At 64.7% G+C, this 25,543-nt stretch carries 17 protein-coding genes and 1 pseudogene; 7 read left to right on the forward strand and 11 right to left on the reverse strand.

Annotated features, from left to right (window positions below; translation table 11 throughout):
- Positions 1-68 precede the first annotated feature (68 nt).
- From ACFPOU_RS14595 to puuE, 11 genes and pseudogenes are all read right to left on the reverse strand, one after another.
- A pseudogene (locus ACFPOU_RS14595) lies at positions 69-1,195 on the reverse strand (IS1182 family transposase); the annotation flags it as partial.
- 256 nt (positions 1,196-1,451) lie between these two features.
- The gene (locus tag ACFPOU_RS14600; protein ID WP_379722477.1) at positions 1,452-2,504 is read right to left on the reverse strand and encodes a S1/P1 nuclease; all 1,053 of its coding nucleotides are present in this window, start codon (positions 2,502-2,504) and stop codon (positions 1,452-1,454) included.
- Between the two features lie 26 nt (positions 2,505-2,530).
- Positions 2,531-4,237, reverse strand: a complete 1,707-nt coding sequence (locus tag ACFPOU_RS14605; protein WP_379722479.1) for a bifunctional metallophosphatase/5'-nucleotidase — start codon at positions 4,235-4,237, stop codon at positions 2,531-2,533.
- A 166-nt stretch (positions 4,238-4,403) separates the two neighbouring features.
- Positions 4,404-7,808, reverse strand: a complete 3,405-nt coding sequence (locus ACFPOU_RS14610) for a TonB-dependent receptor (protein WP_379722481.1) — start codon at positions 7,806-7,808, stop codon at positions 4,404-4,406.
- Positions 7,809-8,116: 308 nt separating this feature from the next.
- On the reverse strand, positions 8,117-8,347 hold the full coding sequence (locus tag ACFPOU_RS14615; RefSeq protein ID WP_379722484.1) for a hypothetical protein: 231 nt from the start codon (positions 8,345-8,347) through the stop codon (positions 8,117-8,119).
- Between the two features lie 4 nt (positions 8,348-8,351).
- Complete coding sequence (locus tag ACFPOU_RS14620) at positions 8,352-9,866, reverse strand: adenosine deaminase (RefSeq protein ID WP_379722487.1); 1,515 nt, start codon at positions 9,864-9,866, stop codon at positions 8,352-8,354.
- 107 nt (positions 9,867-9,973) lie between these two features.
- Positions 9,974-11,284 (reverse strand): guanine deaminase, encoded by a 1,311-nt coding sequence (gene guaD / locus ACFPOU_RS14625; protein ID WP_379722491.1) that lies wholly within the window; start codon positions 11,282-11,284, stop codon positions 9,974-9,976.
- Positions 11,284-12,291 carry a xanthine dehydrogenase accessory protein XdhC gene (xdhC, locus tag ACFPOU_RS14630; protein WP_379722494.1) on the reverse strand — a complete coding sequence of 336 codons (1,008 nt, stop codon included), beginning with the start codon at positions 12,289-12,291 and terminating at the stop codon, positions 11,284-11,286. The genes guaD and xdhC overlap by 1 nt, the downstream gene beginning before the upstream one ends.
- Positions 12,291-14,630, reverse strand: coding sequence for a xanthine dehydrogenase molybdopterin binding subunit (gene xdhB / locus ACFPOU_RS14635; protein WP_379722498.1), 2,340 nt, complete (start codon positions 14,628-14,630; stop codon positions 12,291-12,293). Before xdhB ends, xdhC begins: the two co-directional genes overlap by 1 nt.
- Before the next feature lie 10 nt (positions 14,631-14,640).
- Entirely contained in the window at positions 14,641-16,119 is a 1,479-nt protein-coding gene (gene xdhA, locus ACFPOU_RS14640; RefSeq protein WP_379722501.1) for a xanthine dehydrogenase small subunit, read from the reverse strand.
- A 96-nt stretch (positions 16,120-16,215) separates the two neighbouring features.
- The gene (puuE, locus tag ACFPOU_RS14645) at positions 16,216-17,163 is read right to left on the reverse strand and encodes an allantoinase PuuE (protein ID WP_379722504.1); all 948 of its coding nucleotides are present in this window, start codon (positions 17,161-17,163) and stop codon (positions 16,216-16,218) included.
- A 105-nt stretch (positions 17,164-17,268) separates the two neighbouring features.
- Between puuE and uraH the strand changes: the two genes are divergently transcribed.
- The 7 genes from uraH (at position 17,269) to ACFPOU_RS14680 (ending at position 25,381) form a co-directional block, all read left to right on the forward strand.
- Entirely contained in the window at positions 17,269-17,619 is a 351-nt protein-coding gene (uraH, locus tag ACFPOU_RS14650) for a hydroxyisourate hydrolase (RefSeq protein ID WP_379722507.1), read from the forward strand.
- An 86-nt stretch (positions 17,620-17,705) separates the two neighbouring features.
- Entirely contained in the window at positions 17,706-18,260 is a 555-nt protein-coding gene (locus ACFPOU_RS14655) for a ClpP family protease (RefSeq protein ID WP_379722510.1), read from the forward strand.
- 279 nt (positions 18,261-18,539) lie between these two features.
- Positions 18,540-19,748, forward strand: coding sequence for a hypothetical protein (locus tag ACFPOU_RS14660; RefSeq protein WP_379722513.1), 1,209 nt, complete (start codon positions 18,540-18,542; stop codon positions 19,746-19,748).
- Positions 19,749-19,758: 10 nt separating this feature from the next.
- A complete protein-coding gene (locus ACFPOU_RS14665; protein WP_379722516.1) occupies positions 19,759-20,166 on the forward strand; it encodes a hypothetical protein in 408 nt (135 codons plus the stop codon).
- 266 nt (positions 20,167-20,432) lie between these two features.
- Entirely contained in the window at positions 20,433-21,998 is a 1,566-nt protein-coding gene (locus ACFPOU_RS14670) for a methyl-accepting chemotaxis protein (RefSeq protein ID WP_379722519.1), read from the forward strand.
- A gap of 418 nt (positions 21,999-22,416) precedes the next feature.
- Positions 22,417-24,126, forward strand: coding sequence for a type IV-A pilus assembly ATPase PilB (gene pilB, locus ACFPOU_RS14675; protein ID WP_379722522.1), 1,710 nt, complete (start codon positions 22,417-22,419; stop codon positions 24,124-24,126).
- A 19-nt stretch (positions 24,127-24,145) separates the two neighbouring features.
- Positions 24,146-25,381 carry a type II secretion system F family protein gene (locus ACFPOU_RS14680; protein WP_379722524.1) on the forward strand — a complete coding sequence of 412 codons (1,236 nt, stop codon included), beginning with the start codon at positions 24,146-24,148 and terminating at the stop codon, positions 25,379-25,381.
- Positions 25,382-25,543: the final 162 nt, after the last annotated feature.

Below are 25,543 nucleotides of genomic sequence, written 5' to 3' on the forward strand. Positions count from 1 at the left end.
TTCATAAATTCTCCCATCGGTGAAGTTTACCAAACAGGAGTGTCCGAAAAAATCAGGGTACCTCAAGTCACCCGTCGCTGCGAGCTGGGCGTGGACTTGTCTTTGAGTGAGCAAGCTTTGCAGTTCGAGCTCCAATACCGGTGGTTCATCATGCCTTTCTCGACGCTCGAGAAACGCCAACTCAGCGACTCGCCTGCCGGGCAGCGGTATTCGTTCTTTTTCCGGTCGCAAACAAAGTCGGCCTTGTCGAATCGGCCATCAGCTTTGGCCCCTGACGTTTTCGTAGGCGGTACCAAGGCTGAGATGCCGACTTCATGACAGGCCAGGATTTCTCCTCCCTTGAAGTAGCCGGGATCGGCAATTGCCGTTAATGTCGACGTGCCGATAGCAGCACGGGCTTTCTTGGCCATGCCGGACAATTGGTCCCGGTCGCTGCCGCTATTGGTGACCTCATGCTCGACAATCAAATGATGTCTGGCGTCGACGGCGGTGTGCACGTTGTATCCATCGATGCCTGAGCCGCGCGTCATCAGCGAGCGCGCGTCCGGGTCAGTGAGCGAAATCTGCGTTTCACCAGTTTCTATCAGCTTCGCTTCGATTTTCTTGAGCGTCGCCATTTGCGATTTCATCGCCGCAATCTTGTCGTTGAGACAAGCGCTTCTCGATTTTGCAGTGGCTGGCTCCTGACGGTCAGCCGTATCGCGTTCTGCCAGGTAGAGACCGATCTCCGCTTCGATCTCCACTATTCTCCGCTTGAGTTTTGCGTCTGTAAAATTGCGGTCGCTGCTGTCGACGGCCTTGAATTTGCTGCCATCGATGGCGACCACCGCATCCGCGAAAAGATCCAGCTGCTGGCACAGCACGACGAACTGCCGGCAGACCTTGCCGATCGCCTTCCCATTATCCTTTCGGAAGTTCGCTATCGTCTTGAAATCCGGCGCCAGTCGGCTCGTCAGCCACATCAATTCGTTGCGCTGGCTTCGCGCTCCAGCCGCCGACTCGATTGAATACGATTGAGATAGCCGTGAATATAGAACTTGAGCAGAACGGCAGGATGGTAAGCCGGCCGCCCCGTCTTCGCTGGATGCACGCGCTCGAATCCGAGGCTAGCAAGATCAAGCTCTTCGACAAATACATCGACGACGCGAACCGGATTATTCTCAGTCACGCAGTCGTCCAGGTGCTCAGGAAGCAGCGTGCCTTATCTGCGATCTTCGTCTTCGATAAAGCGCTTCATTTGGCAGCCGTAGTGATGAGATACCGGCTCAACGTTTACTAATACGATTCCGTTTACACGGCTCTACGTTTTTACACGGTTTTCCGATTGCAGCCGTTCAGATATCCTCAGCATACGATGTTGCCATCCGGGAAAACAAAGGGTTTTGTTAGATACATGGACGACCCGGGTTTGTCCCAGTCCGAAATAGGCGGGGCCCAGTCGCGCTGCAGTGTCAGCCGTAAATCGCCTTCAACACCTCGGCCAGCTTGTAGCCGCCCTTGATCAACTGTTCCTTGGCGATCTGCGAGCTCGGCACCGGGTAGTTGCCCGGCACTTCCAGCGCGAACGTGTAATAGGTCTCGCCCTTCTTGCTGGTCTGCTGCGTGATCTTGCCTGGCACTACGTCGGCATAGGCGAACTTCGACACCACCAGCGCATCGTCGGCCCACTGGTAGGGCCAGGTTGCCGGGTCGCCGCTGTTGGCCTTGATGGCCGGCTTGCTGTCGATGGCAAACCGCGCGAACTGCTCCGGGGTTTTGGTTTGCACGCGGCGGAAGGCATAGTCGACCGTGGTGCTGTCCCAGTACGAGTGGAAGGGTTTGGTCAGCGCCTTCGGCACGCCTTCCCTGACCGGCTTCGGCTCGCCCGGCGGAATCAGCTGCGCCGACAGAGCGCCCAGCTTCTCGTCGTCCAGCAGCAGGTTGTTGCCGCCGCGCGAATCGAAGATCGCCGCCTCGTCGACGTCGGCATGCGTCTTCGGCACCACGAACTTGCCGTCCTTGCTGACGAACGCCGCGCCCACGTGCAGCGGCTGGTGGATGTCGCCGGTCATGTGGGTGAGCAGGATCAGCGCCTGGCGCTTGGTGAACTTGCGCGGGTTCAGCGCCGGGTCGGTCTTGCCCTGCAATACGGCGATGGCCTGCTTCAGGGTCTGGACGATGTCGACTTCGCTCGTGCCGACCGCGCCGTCATGGTAGTGCGCCAGCTGGAAGGGCACGTCGGTGTAGTGGTATTCGCCGTGCCTCGGGTGGGCCGTCGTGTAGTCGACCATTTCCGGCGATTGCGGGCCGCAATAGGTGCCCTTCACGCAGTCGGCCCAGTTGGCGATCGATGCGAGCGACTCGCCCGGCAGCAGCAAGGCGGCGATCTGCATTTCCGCTTTGCTGCCCTTGAGTAGTCGATCGGCGATGGCGCCGACGGCGCGGTGGCCGTCGCCGCCCCAGGCCAGGGCGCCGTTCGACGCGAAAGCGCCGGCAAGCGCGAGGACACAGGCGAGTGTTTTCATGGATTCTCCGTGGTAGGCGTATTGCGTTATTTTTGCGTGTCGAGTCGATCGATGCGCCTGGCCGGGGCCATGCCGGCCGCCGCGCCGCCGATCCCCGGATTGCGCGCGATGTAGTCGCCCAGGGCGTCGAGGTCGACGATCCCGGTGTCGACGCGATGCGTGCCCTTGGCAAATTCCGGGAAGTGGTCGCCGCCTTCGGCCAGGAAGTTGTTCGCCACCACGCGGTAGCGCTTGCCGTCGTCGACCGGTGCGCCATGCAGTTTCAGGCTGCCCGGCACCAGGCGCTGGCCGACGGGACGCCCCGCATCCCAGGTGTACGTCAGGCCTTGCGACACTTGCAGGATGGTCGCACCCGACGCGCTCGGACGCTGCCATTGCTGTTCCAGCAGGCGGCGCAGCTGGGCGCCGGTCAGGTCCAGCACGACCAGGGTATTGCCGAACGGGAGCACGGCCTGGGCATGGCCGAAGTTGGTGGTCAGTGCCGCATCCGAGGTTTCCAGGTCCTTGCGGATGCCGCCATTGTTCATGAAACCGATCTGCGCGCCCTGGGCGCGGGTCGCGGCCAGCACCGCGTCGGCAATCAGGTTGCCCAGCGGCGACTCGCCGGCATCGCCGGCCTGGCGCGCGACCACCGGCGCGCCGAGCTTGCCGAGGGGCCTGGCCAGCACCGCGCGGCTGCGCTCTTTCACGCCGGCCAGGTAAGCGTCCACCTTCGGGTCGGCCGGGAAGTGTTCCGGATTCATGACGACGTTCTTCACGTCGATACCGGCCACTGCGCCGCTGGCCGGGTCGACTTTCAGCGCGATGCGCGAGAGCAGGTGACCCGCCGCATCGGCCTGGGTCACGACGCGGCCGTCGACCGTGCACATGTAGCCCTGGTGCGAGTGGCCGGTGATGACCAGGCGGATGGCCGGGTCGAGCCGCTTGACGATGTCGACCACGCCGCCGCTGAGGCCCTTGCAAGCGGGCTGGTCGGGCGCCTCGTCGGTGCGCCCGCCTTCGTGGATCAGGGCGACGAACACCTTGGCGCCGTCGGCGCGCATCTGCGGCAGCATCTTGTTGATGGCGTCGGCTTCATCAATGAATGTCAAGCCGGCGATGGCCGAGGCCACTGCCACCGAGGCCGTTCCTTCCAGCACGGCGCCGACCACGCCGACTTTCACGCCCTTGACGTTCTCGACCCGGTAGGCCGGCATGAAGGGTTTGCCGGTGGCGCTGTCGAGGACGTTGGCGGCGAGATAGGTGAAGCGCGCGCCGCCGTAGCCCGGGTTCAGCTTGCAGGCCTTGGCCGGGCGCGGCGAGTCGCAGCCGCCCGCCTGCTGGCGCAGCAACTCCTTGCGGCCGGCGTCGAATTCATGGTTGCCGACCGATGACAGGCGCAGGCCGAGCAGGTTCATCGCCTCGATGCTCGGCTCGTCGGCCCACATCGACGACAGCGCCGGGCTGGCGCCGATCAGGTCGCCCGCGCCGACGAACAGCAGGTCCCTGTCTTCGCGGCGCCAGGCCGCCAGCGCGCCGCTCAGGGCTTCGATGCCGCCGGCGCGCAGGGTCTCGGTCTTGCCCGTGACGGCACTGGTGTAGGTGTACTTGCTCGGCTCGAGGTTGCCGTGGAAATCGTTGATGGCGACCAGGTTCAGGGTGACCGGACCCTGTGGGGCGGTGGCGCAGCCGGCGGCGGCCAGGGCAAGCGCCAGGAAGGATAAACGGGCGCGCACGCGCGGCAAAACGGTCATGACTCACCTTCACGAAAAAAACGGGCATGGACCCGCGTAGCAAACAGAATTATTGCACGGAGGCCAGTACACGGCCATCTTTACAGCCGCGTCCGCCCTCCCCCTGAAACGAAAAAAGGCCGGTGTCGCCACCGGCCTTTCTTGTCAGGTCAAGAACGCCAAGTGCTTAGAATTCGTACTTGACGGTTGCCTGGATCGCCCACTGCGATTCGTTCCGCTGCTGCTTGATCGTCACGTCGTCGGCCTTGTTGCGCACCGCGTAGACGTAACGGCCTTGTGCATCCAGGCCGGCGTAGTCGACGAAGCCGCGCTGGTTGCCGCCGGCCGGCGAGAACGGCACTTCTTCGATGTGGCCCCACTTCTTGTTGAGCAAGTTGCCAAAGTTCAGGAAGTCGAGCGTGAACGTTGCCTTGTTGCGCTTGAAGAGGCCTGGAATTTCCTGGCTGATACGCAGATCGACGGTGTTGGTCCATTTCGAGAAGCTCTCGTTACGGCCGACGACGCTGCCGGCGGCTTCACGCAGGTCCTTCTCGCTGTTGACGATCTCCCAGAAGCGCGCTTCGGTGGCCGCGCGGGCTGCCGCATCGGCGCCGAAGAAGGCCACTTCACCCGAGCCCGGGGCCGACGGAATGTACATCAGGTCGTTGCCGGCAATGTTGTCGCCGTTCAGGTCGTTCTTGTAGGTCCAGCTGTACGGCTTGCCCGAACGGCCTTCATAGAACACGCCGATCCGGGTGTTGTAGGTGCCGATGAACTTTTGCTGGAAGTTGACCAGCGCGTTGACACGGTCCTTGACCAGGTAAGCCGAGTTGGCCGCCACTTCCTCGTTCGGATTGAATACCGAACGCGCGCGGAAGTTCGAGTTCGACACCGACGAGGTCAGGGGCGACACTTCGGTGGCATCCGTGCGGGTGTAGGCGATCGACCAGCCCAGGCCCTTGGTCAGCGGGCGCGACAGCGATACGGTCACGAGGTTGCCTTCGCCCTTGCTGGAGTTCTTCGCCAGCAGCACATCGGCGAACGCCTGGTTGTTGCGCGCACGCGCGGTCGTCGTCACGCCCGAGACCGTGCTGACGGTGCCGTTGTTGACGTTGAAGCTGGCGGCGCTCAGGCCGGCCTGGTTCCAGAACATCTGGCGGCCATCCTTGCCGGTCGCCGTCGGTGCGCCCAGGTTCAGGTGCTCGTAGAAGATCGACGACTTGTTCCTGGTATGCAGGTACTCGGCGCCGAAGACCATGCCATACCATGGCAGCTCGGTATCGAAGGCCAGGTTGGCTTTCCAGATCGACGGCTGGCGCAGGCTTGGGTCCAGGATGTCGACGTTTGCCGCCGGCACCGAGCCGACGTCGGTCGGCTGGGCGTCCGGATTGGCGCTGAAGATGCTGCGGTTGGTCGGGCAGCGGTTGGAACTGGTGCCGGAGCAGTTGATGATGCGGGTAGAAACACCTGGATTCGAGAACGGGTTCGACATCCAGACCGTTGCCGCGGCACCCTGGAACAGGCCGGCGCCGCCACGCAGCTGGGTCTGGCGGGCGGTATCGAACTTGTAGTTGAAGCCGGCACGTGGCTGCCACAGCTTCTGGCCGTCGACGGTAACGGTGTTGTCGTAGCCGAAGCCGCCGGTCTGGCGACCGAACTGGCCGGCGCCAGCGACGACCGGGGCGGCCGCCGCGTTGTTACGCAAGGGCGTGCCATCGACGCCGGTCCGGTCGACGCGCACGCCGTAGCTCACGGTCAGCTGCTTGTTGACGTTCCAGTTGTCCTGCAAGAACAGACCGGTGTTGTTCATGGTGAACCTGGCGACGGCGTTGTCCAGCGACGAACCGGGCGCGGCGGTTTGCAGGGTGTACGCGGTCGGACGGCCATTGCGGAAGTTGCTCAACACGGCAGCCTCGATTTCCGCGGTCGTCACGCCGGCGCGGCTGCAAAGGCCTGCATTGAGCGTGTTGTCGCAAGCGAAGGTATAGTTGCCGTAGATGTTTTGCAGGAACGCGTTGTACACCTCGTTCTTGCTGTGGTCCAGGCCGAACTTGACTTCATGCGCGCCCAGCGTCCAGTTGGCGCCGGCGAAGTAATCCATCGTCTTGGTGCCGAGGACGTTACGCTGGCGCGAGTTCTCGGTACCGAAGTTGATGAAACGCGATGTGACCTGGGTGCCGCTCGGCGTACCGGCTGGCAAAGGACCACTGAAGCTCAGGCCGATCGCAGGCAGGCGCGCATTGTTTTCGGGGACCGCGTCGTAGTCGCGCATCGAGACACGGGCCTCGGTCGAGAAGGTCGGCGTCCAGTCCGAGAAGACCTGGGCAACCGCCGTTTCGATGGTCTTGTTGTTGCGGTAGTACATCGACTCGAGCGACACGCCGGTGGCCGAGAACAATGGATAGATCGGCTCGACCTGGTCGGTCTTGCCATAACGGAAGTTCGCGCGGTGGTCGTCGTTGATGTTCCAGTCGACCTTCAGCAGTTTTTCTTCCGATTCCAGTTCCGATCCGGCGCTTGGAATACCGCCGATGTTCAGTCCATAGACTTGCTGGGCGATCTGCTGGGCGCCGGCAATGGCGGATGCGGTGATCGGCACGATGGTGCCGGCATTCGAGCCGACGATGCCGAAGTCGGGGATCGAACGGGTGCTCTTCGATTTTTCGGTCAGGGCATAGATGAAGAGCTTGTCTTCGATCAGAGGACCGCTGGCCCAGATGCCCTTGGTGTCTTCCTTGAATTCCGGGACGTCGCTGTAGGTGTCGGCGATCTTGTTGTAGCGCTTGCCGGCCATGCGGTCGTCGCGGTAGACGTAGTAGGCGCCGCCTTTCCAGTTGTTGGTGCCCGACTTGGTCACGGCGTTGACGTTCGCGCCGGTGTAGCCCTTCTGGGTGACGTCGTAGTTGGCGACGTTGACCTGCACCGACTGGATCGCTTCGATCGACAGTGGCTGGCGCGCGGTCGGGCTGCCGTTCGACTCGAGGCCGAAGGTATCGTTGATGGCCACGCCGTCGACGGTGATCGAGTTGTAGCGCGAGTTCTGGCCGGCGACGGACATCTCGCCGCGTTCCTTGTCGGTCTGCGCGACGCGCGGGTCCGAACGGGCGTAGTCCTGCAGGTTGCGCTGGATCGAGGCCTGGGTGGCCAGCTCGGTCGCGCCGATGCTGGTGACCGCGCCCATCGAGGTGCGGTTGAAACGCTCGGAGCGGTTCGCGGCGCCCGTGACGGTCACGGTCTGCATGGCGGCGGCGCCCAGGGTGGCGTCGATCGATGCCGTTTCAGCGAGCTGGACGAACACGTTTTCGCGTTTTTCCGAGACACCGTTTTTGGTGATAATGATCGTGTACGGACCGCCGACGCGCAAGCCGCGGGCGATATAGCGCCCCTGGGCATCGGTCACGACGTTGCTGACGGAACCCGACTCCGCGTGGACGATCTGGACCGTCGCACCAGCGGCTGGCGAACCATCCGCACCCGACACCTGGCCGCCGATGGCCGAGGTGGTGTTCTGTGCCAACGTCGGCGCTGCCGACAACGCAATCGACAAAGCCAGCGCCAGCTTGGTCAGCCGGATCTGTTGGTGAGTGATCATTGTTAAAACCCCAAAATAGACTGAATAGTTATATGGACGCCTTGTGGGCATCCCTCTTTGCAGGTACAGCATCCCGGTTGCATAGCCCTGCGGCCTTCGTTCCCGCCAGGAACGGGCGGATTGTAAGGATGAAATATGTCACCCCTGTTACCGCCTTGAAAGAACAACAAGCGTCGTGGTCGAGAGCCGAATATGCATGAGTGTCGCTGGCTCGACAAATACGTTTTTGCTTGCGTATTTATAGGCCGCGCGTCTGAATTGCCCACCACCATGCCGTGCGTGGACCGCGGCATGGTTACCTGAGCAAATTACAAGGCGCGATTATACGGAAGGCATTCCTGGCCGAAATATTTTGATAAATAATTTCGCCAAGGCCCGAGCGGGGCCGGGAAAATCTGTGGCGACTTGACCACAAACATTAGCATCGCGCTAAGTTTTTTCGGCGCCGCGATCGTGCAGGATGATGCAGGCTGGGTACGGGCGTGCGCGTGGATCAGGCGCGGCAGAGCGTCCTGCCGCGCCTGCTCCATATCGTCCATATCGTCATCTTGCCAGGCGTCGTACCGGCACGACGGTTTTCGCGAGTCCCGCCGTCGCGGCTTCGAAGCTGGCAAAGCGCGCATCGAGCTGGCGTACCAGGCGTGCCTTGTCGGCGGCCGGCAGGAAGGCGTAGCGGATGCTGTTGTAGGACGCCTTCTTCATTTCCGCGTAGTCCGGCTTGTAGCGGCTGGCGAACAGCACGTACTCCTGCGACAGCGTATGGCGCGTGACGCCGGCGTCGTCGGTCGAGATCACATACGGCACGCCATATTTGCGGTACAGCGTGACCGGGTGGTTCTCGCCCTTGATGCCGCTGATGAAGGCATTCGAGGTCAGGTTGATTTCGACCGGGATGTCATCGGCGCGCATCTTGCGCAGGATGGCCGCCGCATTGGTCTCGTGCGCCAGGTCGATGCCGTGGCCGATGCGGTCGGCCCTGGCCACCGTCAGGGCCTGGTCAATGTGGAACTTCAAGCCTTCCGGCGGCACGTCGCCCATCGCCAGCTCGCCGGCATGCATCGCCACCTTGACCTGCGGGTAGGCCTTTTTCAGGAAGCCGAACATTTTCATGTGCAGCGTGTAGTCGCGCATCGACACATGCGTGCTTTCCTGGCCGACGATGTTGACGCCGACGACCCTGCCCCCGGCGGCGGCCATTTTGAAGGCCGCGACCATCGAGGAAAAGACCTGCGAGGGATTGAGCAGGCGCAGCACGTAGGTCTGGTAGCGCATCGTGAAGCGCTCGTCGTCGATGCCTTCGGCCGCTTCGTCGATCTTCGCCACGAAATCGGCGATCGACCGGGCGAAGGCGGCGTCGCGCTCCAGCCCTTCCATCGCCTTGCGCAGCTCGATGTCCAGGCCCGCGTCGTCGTTTGCCAGCTGCCAGGCGCGCGCGTCGAAGTCGGCGTTCGCCACGAACGGCGACATCTTGAACATGGTCTCGATATAGCTGACGTTTTCGGCGATCGCGCGTTTTTTCAGCTCCTGCAAGCCTTCCTTGAAGTTCGCGTTCGAGACCGGGCCGAAGTAGCCGAAGGTCTGGAAGAACAGGCGGTCCGGCGGCGCCTGGAGGGCGCCATGGTTGTCGAAGTCCTTGTTCGACCAGCGCTGCAACAGCTCGCGCCAGGTGAAGTCGTCGGTGTAGATCTCGGCGCTCGAGAGGCAGTTGCGCTCCCTGGCCGGCTTGGCGCGTTCGGTGGCGATGAGGTTCTTGTCGGTCTCGACGCGGTAGCTTGCCTTGTTCACGCACAGGCCCTGGCGGTCGAGGAAGTCGAGGTATTGCTCGACATAGATCGCGCCCGAGTAATGGTGGTGCAGGTCGCCGCCCTTGGGCATCTGCGTGAAGAACATGGTCAGCTCGGCCAGCTTCGGCTCGGCGCCGGCGATCAGGGCGGCGTAATGGCGGGCGGTAGCCGCTTCGTTGGCCTGGCGCGAGGCGCTGGCCGGCTCTTTCGCCATGCCGGCGCCCGGGGCGGCGACGGCCAGGGCGATCAGCAGGCGGCTCAAGGTGTTCTGCATGACGGGTCTTTCGAGGTGGTTTGACTGGTGCCCGCGCAACTCTAACTGCTTCGTCCGATGTTGGCAATGCGGGAGGGGCGGCGGGACGGCGCGATGCGCCCTCGACGTCACGCGCTGCGCTCGTGCACCTTGCACCCGGCCGCATACGTCGCCCGGACCGCCCGGTCGTCCCCGAGCAGCGCCAGCGCGAACAGCTGCTCCTCCAGCGTATTGCAATGGCTGCTCCTGCGCGCCAGGAGCGGCGTCGCCTTCGGATCGAGGACAATAAAGTCCGCTTCCGCGCCGGCGGCGAAACTGCCGATCGTCCCTTCCAGGTCCATCGCCCGCGCCGCGCCCAGGGTCGCGAGGTAGAACATGCGCAGCGCCGGCAGGTAGCTGCCCTTCAGGCGCGCGACCTTGTAGGCTTCGTTCATCGTCTGCAGCATCGAGAACGAGGTGCCGGCGCCGACATCGGTGCCGAGCGTGACCCGTGCGCCGGCGCGGTCGGCCTTGTCGAAGTCGAACAGGCCGCTGCCGAGGAACAGGTTCGAGGTCGGGCAAACGGACGCTGCCGCACCGGTGGACGCCATCCGCGCGAAGTCCTCGCCGTCGAGCCAGATGCAGTGACCGAACAGCGCGCGCGGACGCATCAGGCCATAAGCGTCGTACACGCCGAGGTAGCTGCGCGCTTCCGGGTACAGTTCGCGCACCCATTCGACTTCGTCCCGGTTCTCCGAGACGTGGGTCTGGATGAAGGTGTCGGGATAGGCCCTGGCCAGCTCCGCGATCGCACCCAGCTGCGCCGGGCTGGAAGTGGGCGCGAAGCGCGGCGTGATCGCGTACAGCGAACGCGCGTGCTTGTGCCACTTGTTGATCAGCGCTTCGCTCTCGCCGATTTGTCCGTCCGCATCGCGCAGGAAGGCCGGGCAGTTGCGGTCCATCAGCACCTTGCCGGCGACCATGCGCAGGTTGCGCGCTTCGCTGGCCTCGAAGAAGGCGTCGACCGACTCGCGGTGCACGGTGCAGTAGACCACGGCGGTGGTGGTGCCGCAGCGGGCCAGCTCGTCGAGGAAGAACTCGGCGGTGGCGCGCGCGTGGGCCGGGTCGGCGAACTGGCGCTCGGTCGGGAAGGTATAGGTCTCGAGCCAGGGCAGCAGGCCGGGCGCCGGAGAGGCGATCATGTCCGTCTGCGGGTAATGCAGGTGGGTGTCGATGAAGCCGGGCGTGATGATCTGGCCGCGGTAGTCGTGCGGCGCCAGGCCGGCCGGCAGCGTGGCGGCCAGCCGCGCATGGTCGCCGGCCGCCTTCACGCGGCCGTTCTCGACCACGAGCAGGCCGTCCTCGTGCCACGAGCAGGCGTTCTCGTCAAAGGCCGGGTCGGCGTGAAAATGCAGCAAGCTCGCACGGTAGGCTTGCAGGGTATGTGGTGCGTTGGGCATCAATTGGATTCCGGAGAAACTTCAGGGTGGCTGGCGGCGCCTGCTGCTTGCGCCTCCCACACGGCAAGCAGTTGCGCCGCGCTCGATGCGGCGATCACGGACGGCTCCTTGCCGGTGATGCCGGGCAGGCCGATCGGACAGACCATGGCGTCGATGCGGGCCTGGTCGATCCCGCGCTCGCGCAGGCGGTGTTCGAACTGGCGCCGCTTGGTGCCCGATCCGATCAGGCCGAACCAGTGCGCGGCGGGACGCGACAGTATCGCAACCGACAGGCGCAGGTCAAGTGCATGGCTGTGTGTCATCACGAGGAAGGTGGTGCCGGGGGCCGCCCGCGCGGCCAGCGCTTCGGGGATGTCGGTGGCCTCGATCGTCACGTTCGACGGGATCGTGCTCGGGAACAGGTCCTCGCGTTCGTCCACCCAGGTGACGCGGCAGGGCAGCGCGGCCAGCGCCCGCACGATGGCCGCGCCGACATGGCCGGCGCCGAACAGCATCAGGTGCGCGCGCGGGGCGCGGATGGGGTCGGCCAGCCAGCGACGGCCGAGTTCATCGCGAAAGACGTGGGTGCCCAGCGCAGGATCGAAGGGTGGAACGCCAGCGCCGGCCAGGTGCACGCCGCCGGCATCGAACAGGGCCCATGCGGGGCCGTCCAAGGAAAGCACCCGGATGGTATCGACATTGCGGCGCGCATCGAGCAAGGCCATCTGGTTCCGGTCCGCTTGCTCGAACGCCAGATGCGCCACCCCTCCGCAGCACTGTCCCAGGCCCGGCCCCAGCGCAAAGCGCTCGAGCCTGGTGGCCCCGCCCCGCGTCCCGCCCTCTTCCAGCATCGCGCGCGCCATCCCGATCGCCCGATGCTCCAGGTGCCCGCCCCCGATCGTTCCCGCGAACCCGTCGCGCATGACGAGCATCCTGGCCCCCGCCTCGCGCGGTACCGAGCCTTCGACGATGGCAACCGTGACCAGCACGGCCGGCGCGCGCAGCGCGGCTTGCAGCCAGTCTTCCATCACGCGCGCCCGGCCGCGGCGGCTTCGACCGCGCAAATCGCGTCGAGGATGGCTTCGCTCGTCGCCGGCGCGTTCAGCGGCGGATGGACGGCGTGCCCGCCGACGCTCGAGACCGCATCGCGGATCGCGAAGAACACCGAGAACGGCAGCAGCAGCGGCGGCTCGCCGACCGCTTTCGAACGGTGGATGCTGTCCTCGACGTTGCGGTTCTCGAACAGGCGCACGCGGAAGTCGCGCGGGCAGTCCGACACGCCGGGAATCTTGTAGGTCGAAGGCGCATGGGTCATCAGCTTGCCGCCGGCGTTCCACCACAACTGCTCGGTCGTGAGCCAGCCCATGCCCTGGATGAAGGCGCCTTCGACCTGGCCCAGGTCGATCGCCGGATTAAGCGAATTGCCGGCGTCGTAGAGGCAATCGGCCCGCACCAGCTTCCATTCGCCGGTGAGCGTGTCGACGACGACTTCGGACACCGCCGCGCCGTAGGCGAAATACGAGAAAGGCCGGCCGTTCATGGTCTGCGCATCCCAGGACAGGCCGGGGGTGGCGTAAAAGCCGTCGGACCAGAGCTGCACGCGCGCCAGGTAGGCCTTCTGCACCAGCGCCGGGAACGGCACTTCCATCGCGCCCACGAACACGGTATCGGCGGCGAAGCGCACGTCGCCGGGCGCGCCGCCGTACTGCGCCGCGGCGAAGGCGGCCAGGCGTTCGCGGATCCGGCGCGCCGCGTCCTGCGCGGCCTTGCCGTTCAGGTCGGCCCCGGTCGACGCCGCCGTGGCCGAGGTATTGGCCACCTTGCCGGTGTTGGTGGCGGTGGCCCGCACGCGCTCCATGTCCACGCCCAGTTCGTGCGCGACCACCTGCATCACCTTGGTGTTGATGCCCTGCCCCATCTCGGTGCCGCCGTGGTTGACGATGATGGAGCCGTCGACGTACACGTGCACCAGCGCGCCGGCCTGGTTCAGGTGGGTGACGTTGAAGGCGATCCCGAATTTGACCGGCGTGAGCGCCAGGCCCTTCTTCAGCACCGGGCTGGCGGCGTTGAACGCATCGATGGCCTCGCGCCGCGCGCGGTAGCCGCTCGAGGCTTCGAGTTCGGCGACCAGTTCGTGGATGACGTTGTCGACCACGGCCTGGCCATAGGGCGTGACATTGCGTTCGGTCTTGCCGTAAAAATTGATCTTGCGGATGTCGAGCGCGTCGACGCCGCGTTCGCGCGCGATCTCGTCGAGCACGTATTCGATCGCGATCGCGCCCTGCGGGCCGCCGAAGCCGCGGAAGGCCGTGTTCGACTGGGTATTGGTCTTGCCGCAGGCGGCGCGGATGTCGACGTCGGACAGGTAATAGGCGTTGTCGTAGTGGCAGACGGCGCGCGTGGCGACCGGCCCGGACAAATCGGCCGAGAAGCCGGCGCGCGCGACCATGTCGACTTTGGCGGCCAGCACACGGCCCTCGTCGTCGTAGCCGACCTCGTATTCGTAGTAGAAACAGTGGCGCTTGCCGGTGACGAGCATGTCGTCGTCGCGGTCGGCGCGCAGTTTCACCGGGCGCTTCAGCGTGGCGGCGGCGATCGCGGCGGCGGCGGCCCACAGCGCCGACTGCGACTCCTTGCCGCCGAAACCCCCGCCCATGCGGCGGCACTCGACCACGACATGGTGCGAATGCAGTCCCAGCGCATGCGCGACGACGTGCTGCATCTCGCTCGGGTGCTGGGTCGAGCACTGCACCAGCATGCCCTTGTCCTCGCCGGGAATGGCGTAGGCGATCTGGCCTTCCAGGTAAAACTGCTCCTGGCCGCCGACAAACAGCGTGCCCGCGACCTTGTGCGGCGCGCCGGCGAAGGCGCCCGCCGCGTCGCCGCGCGCCAGGCGCATCGGCGGCACGACGTACGACCTGGCGGCGTGCGCTTCCTGCGGCGTGAGGATGGCCGGCAGCTCTTCGTAATCGATATTGGCCAGGCGCGCGGCGCGGCGCGCGTTGTCGTGGGTGTCGGCGACGACGATGAAGATCGGCTGGCCGACATATTCCACCTTGCCGTCGGCAAGGATCGGGTCGTCGTGGATGATCGGGCCGCAGTCGTTGGTGCCGGGGATGTCGCTTGCGCAAAGCACCGCCACGACGCCGCGCGCCGCGCGCACCGGCGCCAGGTCGAGCGAGACGATGTTCGCATGCGGCTTGCCCGACAAGCCCAGCGCCGCATGCAGCGTGCCTGCCACTTCGGCGATGTCGTCGGTGTAGGTGGCCTGGCCGAGTACGTGCAGCGTGCTCGATTCGTGCGGGAGGGCGCGGCCGACCGCGCTCCATGCCGCCGCTTTCACTGCTGGTGCGCCTGCGTCGTTCATGCGATGCTCCTTACGCCGTGGCCGCGAATGCATCGACCGAGGACGGCGGCAGCGGATTGCTCGGCCGCGTCTCGAGCCAGAAGCGGCGCAGCAGGTTCTGTGCGGCCTTCATGCGGTAGCCGCTCGAAGCGCGCATGTCCGACAGCGGCGCGTAGTCCTGCGCCAGCGCGGCCATGGCTTCCTTGAGCGCGTCTTCGCTCCACGCGCGGTGCGTCAGCACGGCTTCGGCGCGCGCGGCGCGCCTGGGCGTGGCCGCCATGCCGCCGAAGGCGATGCGCGCCTGCCTGACGATATCGCCGTCGAGCGTCAAGGCGAATGCGGCGCAGACGGCAGAGATGTCCTGGTCGAAGCGCTTGGCCAGCTTATAGGTGCGAAAGCGCACGCCGGCCTGCGGCAGCGGCACGTGCAGCGCGGCGACGAATTCGTCGGCCCGCAGATCCTTGCGCTGGTAGCCGAGATAAAAATCTTCCAGCGCCAGTATGCGTTCGCCTCCGGGTCCGCGCAGCACGAGGCGCGCGCCTAGCGCGATCAGCCAGGGCATGGAGTCGCCGATGGGCGAGCCGTTGGCGACATTGCCGCCCAGCGTCCCGGCATTGCGGATCGGGAGCGAGGCGAAGCGCTGCCACATGCCGGACAGTTCGCCCGGGTAGTGGCGGCACACGGCCGCATACGCATCCTGCAGCGTGACGCCGGCGCCGATTTCCAGCATTGCGCCGGCCTCGACCACCGACTTCAGTTCGGCCACGTTGCCGATATAGATGATGTCGTCCAGTTCGCGCATCTGCTTGGTGACCCACAGGCCGACGTCGGTCGAACCGGCGAGGATCAGCGCTTGCGGATGCGCGCCGCGCAATGCGACCAGTTCGGCCAGCGTGCGCGGCGCATGGAAACTGCGGCCCTCGAAGGTGTAGGCACAGCCCGCGCCGCGCTGCAGCGGCGCCAGGGCGGCGGCCAGCGCGGCGCGGTCGAACCCGGCGCGCGGCAGTTCGGCCATGCGCCCCGCCGCCTCGATGATCGGGCGATAGCCGGTGCAGCGGCACAGGTTGCCCGACAAGGCGTCGTCGATCCGGCAGCGCGCAGGCGCCTGGCCTCCTGCATGCTCTTCCTGGTCCAGGTACATGCCCCACAGCGACATCGCGAAGCCCGGCGTGCAGAAGCCGCATTGCGCGCCGTGGCATTCGACCAGCGCCTGCTGGACCGGGTGCAGGCGCCCGTCCGGCAGCTGCAGGTCCTCGACCGTGAACAAGGCCTTGCCGTCGAGCGTGGGCGTGAACCCGATGCAGGCGTTGAGCGCTTTCATTTGCAGCCGGCCGTTCTCGAGCGACCCGACGACCACCGTGCAGGCGCCGCAATCGCCTTCGGCGCAGCCTTCCTTGGTGCCGGTGCAGCGCAGATCCTCGCGCAGGTGCTGGAGGATGGTTTGCGTCGGCGCCACGCCGGTCACTTCGTGGACGGCGTTACGGAAATAAAAGCGGATAGGTTCGGCCATGCTTGCCTCGGATTGGTCCCAGCGCGCAGGATACTCCCTGCCGCTTCGCGTCAACTATGCACGATCGGATATATTACTTATCATCGATCGAATATATCATCCGCAGAACGGATGGGTACGTCGCCAGTGTTCGGCGATGTCGATGCGGCGCGCGATCCACACCTGTTCATGCTGCAACACGTAATCAAGGAAACGCGCCAGTGCCGCTGCCCGCGCCGGCCGCCCGGCGATACGGCAATGCAGCCCGATCGAGAGCATTTTAGGCGCGTTCAGGCCCTGCGGGTCGCCTTCGGCGTACAGCACGTCGAAAGCGTCTTTCAGGTAGTCGAAGAACTGGGTGCCGCAATTAAATCCCTGCGGCGCGGCAAAGCGCATGTCGTTGGTGTCGAGCGTATAGGGCACGACCAGGTGCGGCGTGTCGAGCGCGCTGCCGTCCGCGCCCCGGTGCGCCACCTTTTGCCAGAACGGCAGGTCGTCGCCGTAGTGATCGGCATCGTAGACGAAGCCGCTGTGCTCGACGACCAGGCGCCGGGTATTGGGCGAATCGCGTCCGGTGTACCAGCCCCGCGGCGCCTCGCCGGTCAGCGCGCGCATGATGGCGACGGCTTCGCGCATGTGGGCGCGTTCGGTGGCCTCGTCGACGTTCTGGTAAGAAATCCAACGCAGGCCGTGGCAGGCGATCTCATGGCCGAGCGCGCGGAAGGCGGCCACGGCGTCCGGATTGCGCTGCAGCGCCATCGCCACCGCGAACACCGTCAACGGCAGCTCTCTGTCCTCGAACAGGCGCAGCAGGCGCCACAATCCCGCGCGCGCACCGTATTCGTAGAGCGATTCCATGCTCATGTGGCGCGCCGGGAAGGCCTGGGCGCCGATGATTTCGGAAAGAAAAGTTTCCGACGCCGGGTCGCCATGCAGCACCGAATTTTCGGCGCCTTCCTCGTAGTTGAGCACGAACTGCAGGGCGATGCGGGCCTCGCCCGGCCAGCGGGCATGCGGTGGCGTGCGGCCGTAGCCGACCAGGTCGCGCGGGTAATGGAGTGGCATGGATGTCTTGGACTGGAAATATATCGTCGATCATATATTGCCAGCACGGCATCGGTATATGATCCGGAGAATAGCCTTCCTCACTTCCACTTTATAGGAAATCCGATGGGCAAACTCAGTACCCATGTGCTCGACACCGCGCACGGCCGCCCGGCCGCGCATGTCGCCATCGAACTGTATGCCGTCGACGGCGAGCGGCGCCTGCTGGCGCGGGCCATGACCAATACCGACGGCCGCTGCGACGCCCCGCTGCTGGAAGGCGAGGCCTTGCGCGCCGGGCGCTACGAACTCGTCTTCGCGGCCGGGGATTATTTCGCGGCGCAAGGAGTGGCGGTGGCCGAACCGCGCTTCATCGACCGCGTGACCATCGCCTTCGGCATCGCCGACCCCGACCAGAACTACCACGTGCCCCTGGTCATGACGCCCTGGTCTTACTCGACCTACCGCGGCAGCTAAAATAATTCGTGGCGGAAATGCCACCGAGGCAAGGCGCCTGTACACGGGAAAAATTGCTATCCTGAGTTTCCACGACAGGAGGGCCAATGGCTTTGCACATTGTTCATTTCATCGGGCCGATCAATCACAACTCGGCTTGCACCGTGCGCAACCTGTGCCTGCAGGCGCTGCAAAGCGGGGCGACCGAGATCGAGCTGCACATCTCGACCGAAGGCGGCAACATGACGGCCGGCTTCGCGCTTTACTTCTTCCTGAAATCGCTGCCGATTCCGCTGACCACCTTCAACATCGGCAGTGTGGAATCGGTCGGCGTCGTGATTTTCCTGGCCGGCGCCAAACGCTATGCCTGTCCCGGCGCGCGCTTCCTCGTGCACCCGCTGCACTGGGGCTTCGGCAACCTGGTGGCGGCCGACCATTCGCGCGTGTCGGAGTGGCGCGAATGTCTCGATTTCGACGCCGAGCGCTATGCCGCCATCTTCGACGAAGCGACCCAGGGCGCTCCGGAAACGCACGATATCCGCCCTCACCTGTTCGGCAACGCCCGTATCTATACCACCGAACAGGCCGTGCGTGCCGGGCTGATCCACGAGGCCATCCAGGCACGCCTGCCTGCGGGCGCGACCTCGCACTGGTGGAATTAAGCATTCCACCGACACGGGCGCTTTCATGCTGTAAATGCATTATTTTGCCGCGCCTTGTTTCGGCAAAACAACATCACCAATTGTAACGAGAAGATTTAAGCGTTCAGCATCGCATTCTATTGCCAGTGCTTTTTCCCTGTGGATACAATCCTTTCCGTCATTTCACGTATTGACGCCGTGGATCACTGACCAGAAGCAACTCTTATGAACGCACTCTCTGTTACAGGTTTTCTTATGAATAAGTAGATCATCGCCGCTTTGCTGACCTTGCCTTTGGCAATGTCTTCAGCCTTCGCGCAAGAAGCGCAAGGGCCTACCTTGAAAATCAGCGGTTTCGGCACCGGCGCCTTGACGTGGACCAATACCGACCAGGCCGAATTCGGCCGCCCGAACCAGGCCTCCGGCGCCAGGAAAAGCCCGCGCACCGGGGTCGACTCGAACCTTGGCCTGCAGGCCGACGTCGGCGTCAACAGCTGGCTGTCATTGACCGCGCAAGGCCTCGTGCGTCGCGACGCCGAGGATGACTACGGTGCCGAACTGGCCTGGGCCTTCGCCAAAGCCAAGCTCAACGACCAATTCAGCGTGCGCCTGGGCCGGATCGGCCTGCCGGCCTTCATGATTTCGGATTACCGCAACGTCGGCTACGCCAACACCTTCCTGCGTCCGCCGGTCGAAATGTACTCGCAAGTGCCGTTCAACAGCCTCGACGGCATCGACGCGACCTACCAGCACAGCTTCGGCGAGACCACCGTCACCGGCCAGCTGGCCACTGGCCGTGCCGAAGCGCCGATCGCCGGCGGCATCACCGCCAAGGGCAAGAAGATGGTCGGCCTGAACCTGGTGGCCGAGCATGGCCCGTTCACCGCCCGCTTCGGCCGCGTGGACGCGAAGGTCTCGATCGCCGGTTCGTCCAGCATTACCGCTCTGCTCGGCGGCCTGCGCGCAGCCGGTACCGGCTACGGCTTCCCGCAGTTGAACGCCATGGCCGGCCAGCTCGAGGCGAACGAGAAAAAAGCGTCGTTCACCTCGTTGGGCCTGGGCATGGACTGGAACAATATCGTTGTCCAGACCGAGTTTGCCAAGCGCAAGGTCGATGCCTACGTCAACGACACCACCTCGTGGTACTTCATGGGCGGCTACCGCATCGGCAAGGTCTTGCCCTACTTCATCCAGAGCAAAGTCTCGATCGACGGCTTCCCGGCCAATGTCGTGCCGACCGCCTGCCCGGCCGGCTTCCCGGCCGCCTGCACCCCGACCATGGCCGCGCTGCGCGCCGGCGCCGCCCGTCTGCCCTACAGCGGCAGCGGCCAGGGCGAGCAGAGCTCGACCTCGATCGGCGTGCGCTGGGACTTCTACCGTTCGCTGGCCTTCAAGGCGCAGATCGACCGCGTCAAGCCGGCCATCGGCAGCGGCCTGTTGCTGAACCCGGCTGCGGGCTTCCACCGCGACGTGACCGTCGGCGCGGTCGCCGTCGACTTCGTCTTCTGAGGAATTTGCCATGAACAAACTGTTGAAAGCGGCCCTGGCCGCAACCGTTCTCGCCGCAGCGATGCCGGCAATGGCCGAAGTGGTCGTCGTGGTGAACCCGAAAGCGGCTGAAGCAACCATGTCGAAAGACCAGGTCGCCCAGTTCTTCCTCGGCAAGTCGAGCAGCATGACCCCGATCGACCAGCCGGAAGACGCACCCATCCGCGCCGAGTTCTACAAGAAGGTGACCGACAAGGAAGCCTCGCAAGCCAAGGCCCTGTGGTCGAAGCTGGTCTTCACCGGCAAGGCCACGATGCCGAAGGAAGTCGCCAACAGCGCCGCCGTCAAGGCCGCCGTCGCCGCCAACCCGAAAGCCATCGGCTACATGGAAAAAAGCGCCGTCGACGCGACCGTCAAGGTTGTCCATACCGCGCCGTAAACCAACCCGGAACCTGGCAGCATCATTGCCGGAAGTACTCGCTCAGAGATGAATGTGTTGTCGGCGGCCGGAACCGGCGGGTTGCGGCCCTGGCTCCGCTGCGGATGCGACGCTTGCGTCGCATCCGGTTCTGCTTGCCAAGATTCACATGGTTTTTCGATCAAGTACCCAGCCCTGCCCGCCTCCCGGCCGGCAGGGCTTTCCGGCTGAAAGCGTACGCTTCGCCAGCGGTCCATTGTCAGCAGTGAGTCGAGAGAGACGAAAACATGAGCATCAAGCGCAGGATTTGGGCACTACCGGTCATTTCGACCCTGATTTTCGGCCTCGGCGTGGGAATCTCCACGGTCATCGCCAACAATGCATTGACGTCGATCAGCTCGACCGGGCGTACCGACTACCCGGTGCTCGACGCATCGAAGTCGCTCACCCTCGAGATCGGCGATATCGCCGCCGGCCTGCGCGACGCGGTCACCGAAGGCGACAAGGCGCGCATCGACGAAGTCGGCAAGCAGGCCGAGAAGGTGCGCGCGCAGCTGAAGCAGTTCGGCGCCATCGACGGCCAGGCCGAGAACGGCACCCGCCTGCTCAAGGAATTCAACGATTACTACGCGCCGGCGCTGTCGGCCGCGCGCATCATGCTCGAGCTCGAGCAGGGCGACCCGCAAGCCGTGGTCGGGAAGATGCAAAGCACGCTCGCCACCCTGAACAAGGACTTGGCGCAAACCCAGGCCAAGGCCAAGGAACAGTTCACAGCCGGCATCGCCAGCAGCGAAGCGAACGTGCGCCGCGTGCTGTGGACCATGATCCTGACCGCGCTGGTGGTGATCTTGAGCCTGGCGGCGGTGTCGTGGTTCGTCGTGCGCACCATCTGGCACCAGCTCGGCGGCGAACCCGAATATGCGCGCGAGATCGCCCGCGCCGTCGCTGCCGGCAACCTGGCGATGGACATCCACACCGACGCCAAGGACGCGACCAGCCTGCTCGTGGCGCTCAAGGACATGCGGGCGCGCCTGGCAACGATGGTGGCCGAGATCAAGGGCTCGGCCGAGACGATCGCCGTGGCCAGTGCGGAAATTGCCAGCGGCAATGCCGATTTGGCCGGCCGCACCGAATCGCAGGCCTCGAACCTGGAGCGCACCGCGCGCGCCATGGCCGACCTGACCGGCGAAGTGCGCCAGAACGCCCTCAACGCCAACGAGGCGAACCAGCTGGTGGTCACCGCCACCGACATCGCCACCCGCGGCGGCCAGGTGGTCGGCGGCGTGGTCAGCACCATGGGCGACATCAATACCTCGGCCAAGAAGATCGTCGAGATCATCTCGGTCATCGATGGGATCGCCTTCCAGACCAACATCCTGGCGCTCAATGCCGCCGTGGAAGCGGCGCGCGCCGGCGAACAGGGCCGCGGTTTCGCGGTCGTGGCCGGCGAAGTGCGCAACCTGGCCCAGCGCAGCGCCGCGGCGGCCAAGGAAATCAAGGCACTGATCGGCGACTCGGTCTCGAAAGTCAATGCCGGCAGCGCGCTGGTCGACCAGGCTGGCGTAACGATGGGCCAGATCGTCGATTCGGTGAAAAAAGTGCACGACATCATGGCCGAAATCACGCTTGCGGGCCAGCGCCAGAGCAAAGGCATCGAAGACATCGGCCGCGCCATCGACAGCATGGACGAAATGACCCAGCAAAACTCGGCCCTGGTCGAGCAAGCCTCGGCGGCGGCGGAATCGCTGACCGAGCAGACGGATCAGCTGACCGGCGCCTTGTCGGTATTCAAACTGGCCGAACAGGGCAGCCATGCCCTGGGTGCGCGTGCGGCGCCGCTGGCACTGCGCTGAGCGCCGCGAGCACGATTGCGTGAAGTCCATGCCGGTGCCCGAGGGCGCCGGTATTGTCTGGGCGGTGCGAAGGACGCGTGAACAAGGTCGGCCGCTAACAAGGGACGCAGTTTCGCGGGGACATGGGCGCCACCCTGTCAGACATGCCATCCGTACAAGACAGTTGAAGCGGACGCTATCCAAGCCGATCACAGCGCTTGACATCTCGTCAACAAAACCCGCTGTACGGGGCGTCATGGTAATTCGACTACGTGGCGCGCACGCATCTGCTTCCCGTTGAAACGCTTTACAAATTTGATGCCTGTAGGCATCATCGGAGGAGTCGCCGCCTTGAAACAGCTTGGGGGCTCTCTTGTCGTTCCTCTCATAACCGGCGCATATGGCAGTAGTCCTCCCGAACGCGACTTCAGGCACTCCGATGTCGGCTCAGATGTCGGCTCAGATGTCGGGACTGGCGCGCGCGCTGGTGCAGGCGGGACGGCTGACGGCGGCGCAGGCGGATGCACTGCAAAAGAAGGCCGCCGGCGACCGCACCGCCTTCATCGACGCCATCGTGGCCGACAAGGCCCTCGATTGCGCGGCGCTGGCCGCCTTCTGCGCCGAGACCTTCGGCTATCCGCTGCTCGACCTGGCCACCTTCAGCATCGAGGCGCTACCGGCAGGCGCCATCGACGCCAAGCTGATGGCCGCCCAGCGCGTGGTCGCCCTGGCCAAGCGCGGCAACCGGCTGTCGGTGGCCATTTCCGACCCGACCAACACCCAGGCGCTGGACCAGATCAAGTTCCAGAGCGAAGCGGCGGTCGAGCCGGTGATCGTCGCGCACGACGCCCTGCTGGCGCTGCTGGCGACCCTCACGAAAAGCGCCGAGCAAAGCCTGAACGACCTGGCCGGCGACCAGGGCGACATCGAATTCGCCGAGGAAGAGCAAACCGCCACCCCGCTGGAAGCGACCAACGAAGTCGAAGACGCGCCGATCGTGCGCTTCCTGAACAAGATCCTGATGGATGCCGTGAACCTGGGCGCCTCGGACATCCACTTCGAGCCCTACGAAAAATACTACCGGATCCGCATGCGCGTGGACGGCGTGCTGCGCGACCATGCGATGCCGCCGCTGTCGATCCGCGACAAGCTGGTCTCGCGCATCAAGGTGCTGGCCAAGCTCGACATCTCGGAAAAGCGCGTGCCCCAGGACGGCCGCATGCGGCTCATCCTGTCGGCCACGCGCACCCTCGACTTTCGGGTCAGCACCCTGCCGACCCTGTTCGGTGAAAAAACCGTCATGCGTATCCTGGATGCGACCCAGGCGCAGATGGGCATCGACGCCCTCGGCTACGATCCCGACCAGCGCGAACTGCTGCTGGGCGCCATCTCGCGCCCCTACGGGATGGTGCTGGTGACCGGGCCGACCGGTTCCGGCAAGACCGTCTCGCTGTACAGCTGCCTGAACGTCCTGAACAAGCCCGGCATCAACATCTCGACCGCGGAAGACCCGGCCGAGATCAATTTGCCGGGCGTGAACCAGGTCAACGTCAACGACCGCGCCGGCCTGACCTTCCCGGTCGCCCTGAAATCCTTCCTGCGCCAGGATCCCGACATCATCATGGTCGGCGAGATCCGCGACCTGGAGACGGCCGACATCGCGATCAAGGCCGCGCAGACGGGCCACATGGTGTTTTCGACCCTGCACACGAACGACGCGCCCTCGACCCTGACACGCCTGATGAACATGGGGGTGGCGCCTTTCAACATCGCCTCGTCGGTGATCCTGATCACCGCGCAACGCCTGGCGCGCCGCCTGTGCACCTGCAAGCAGCCGCTCGAGATCACGCGCGAGGCCTTGCTGGCGGCCGGCTACCGCGAGGGCGACCTCGGTTCCGACTGGCAGCCCTACGGCCCGGTCGGCTGCGAACGCTGCCTCGGCTCGGGCTACAAGGGCCGCGTCGGCATCTACCAGATCATGCCGATTTCGCCGGCGATCGAAGCGTTGATCCTGGCGCACGGTAACTCGATGCAGATCGCCGCCCAGGCCGAGAAGGATGGCGTCAATTCGCTGCGCCGCTCGGGCCTGATGAAAGTGAAACAGGGCCTGACCAGCCTCGAAGAAGTGCTCGGCTGCACCAACGAATAGGCGACTTTACAGGAATCTTATGGCTACCTCCCTCACCTCCCGCGGCCGCGGCGGCACACCAATCAAGGAAGCGGTCTACGCCTGGGAAGGCAAGGACAAGTCCGGCAAGACCGTGCGCGGCGAACTGCGCGCGGGCGGCGAGGCGATCGTCAACGTGACCCTGCGCCGCCAGGGCATCATGGTCACCAAGGTCAAGAAGCGCGTCTACCGCAGCGGCAAGAAGATCACCGACAAGGACCTGACCATGTTCACGCGCCAGCTGGCGACGATGATGAAGGCCGGCGTGCCGCTGCTGCAGGCCTTCGACATCGTCGGCAAGGGCCATGCGAATCCGTCGATGTCGAAACTGGTCCTCGATTTGCGCGCCGACATCGAGACCGGCACCAGCCTGAACAACGCCTTCCGCAAGTACCCGCGCTATTTCGACCCGCTGTTCTGCAACCTCGTCGGCGCCGGCGAACAAGCCGGTATCCTGGAAGACCTGCTGCACCGCCTGGCCGTCTACAAGGAAAAGACGCTGGCCCTGAAAAGCAAGATCAAGTCCGCCCTGACCTATCCGATCGCGATCCTGGCGGTGGCCTTCATCGTGGTCGCGGTGATCATGATCTGGGTGGTCCCGGCCTTCAAGTCCGTGTTCGCCAGCTTCGGCGCCGACCTGCCGGCCCCGACCCTGATCGTGATGAGCATGTCGGAATTCTTCGTCGAGTGGTGGTACCTGATCTTCGGCGGGATTTTCGGCGCCATCTACTTCTTCATCGAATCCTGGCGCCGCTCGCTGAAAATGCAGCAAGCCATGGACCGCCTGCTGCTGCGCCTGCCGATCTTCGGCGACGTGATCCGCAAGGCGACGATCGCGCGCTGGACGCGCACCCTGGCCACCATGTTCGCCGCCGGCGTGCCGCTGGTCGAAGCGCTCGACTCGGTCGGCGGCGCCTCCGGCAACGCGGTCTACCTCGACGCCACCCGGCGCATCCAGACCGAAGTCTCCACCGGCACCAGCCTGACGATGGCGATGCAGAACGTGAACGTGTTCCCGAGCCTGGTCACCCAGATGGTGGCCATCGGCGAAGAATCCGGCGCGCTCGACGGCATGCTGGGCAAGGTCGCGGACTTCTTCGAGGACGAGGTCGACGAAGCCGTCGCGGCGCTGTCCTCGCTGATGGAACCGCTGATCATGGTCATCCTCGGCGTGCTGATCGGCGGGCTGGTGGTGGCGATGTATCTGCCCATCTTCAAGCTGGGGTCGGTGGTGTGAGGTTGCGGCTGTAGGTTCTCAGAATACTTCGCAGTGTCTTGGAAAACTTCGCAGTGACTTCGCAGTAGCTCTCACCTAGTTCGCAGTAGCTCCACTTTGAGGTGTACTGTCAATAGCGGACACTCGTGTTTCAAGCCGCCTGCGCCTGTTTGCTAAAGGATT

It is taken from the genome of Massilia jejuensis, from assembly GCF_042656795.1.
GTDB lineage: Bacteria > Pseudomonadota > Gammaproteobacteria > Burkholderiales > Burkholderiaceae_D > Telluria > Telluria jejuensis.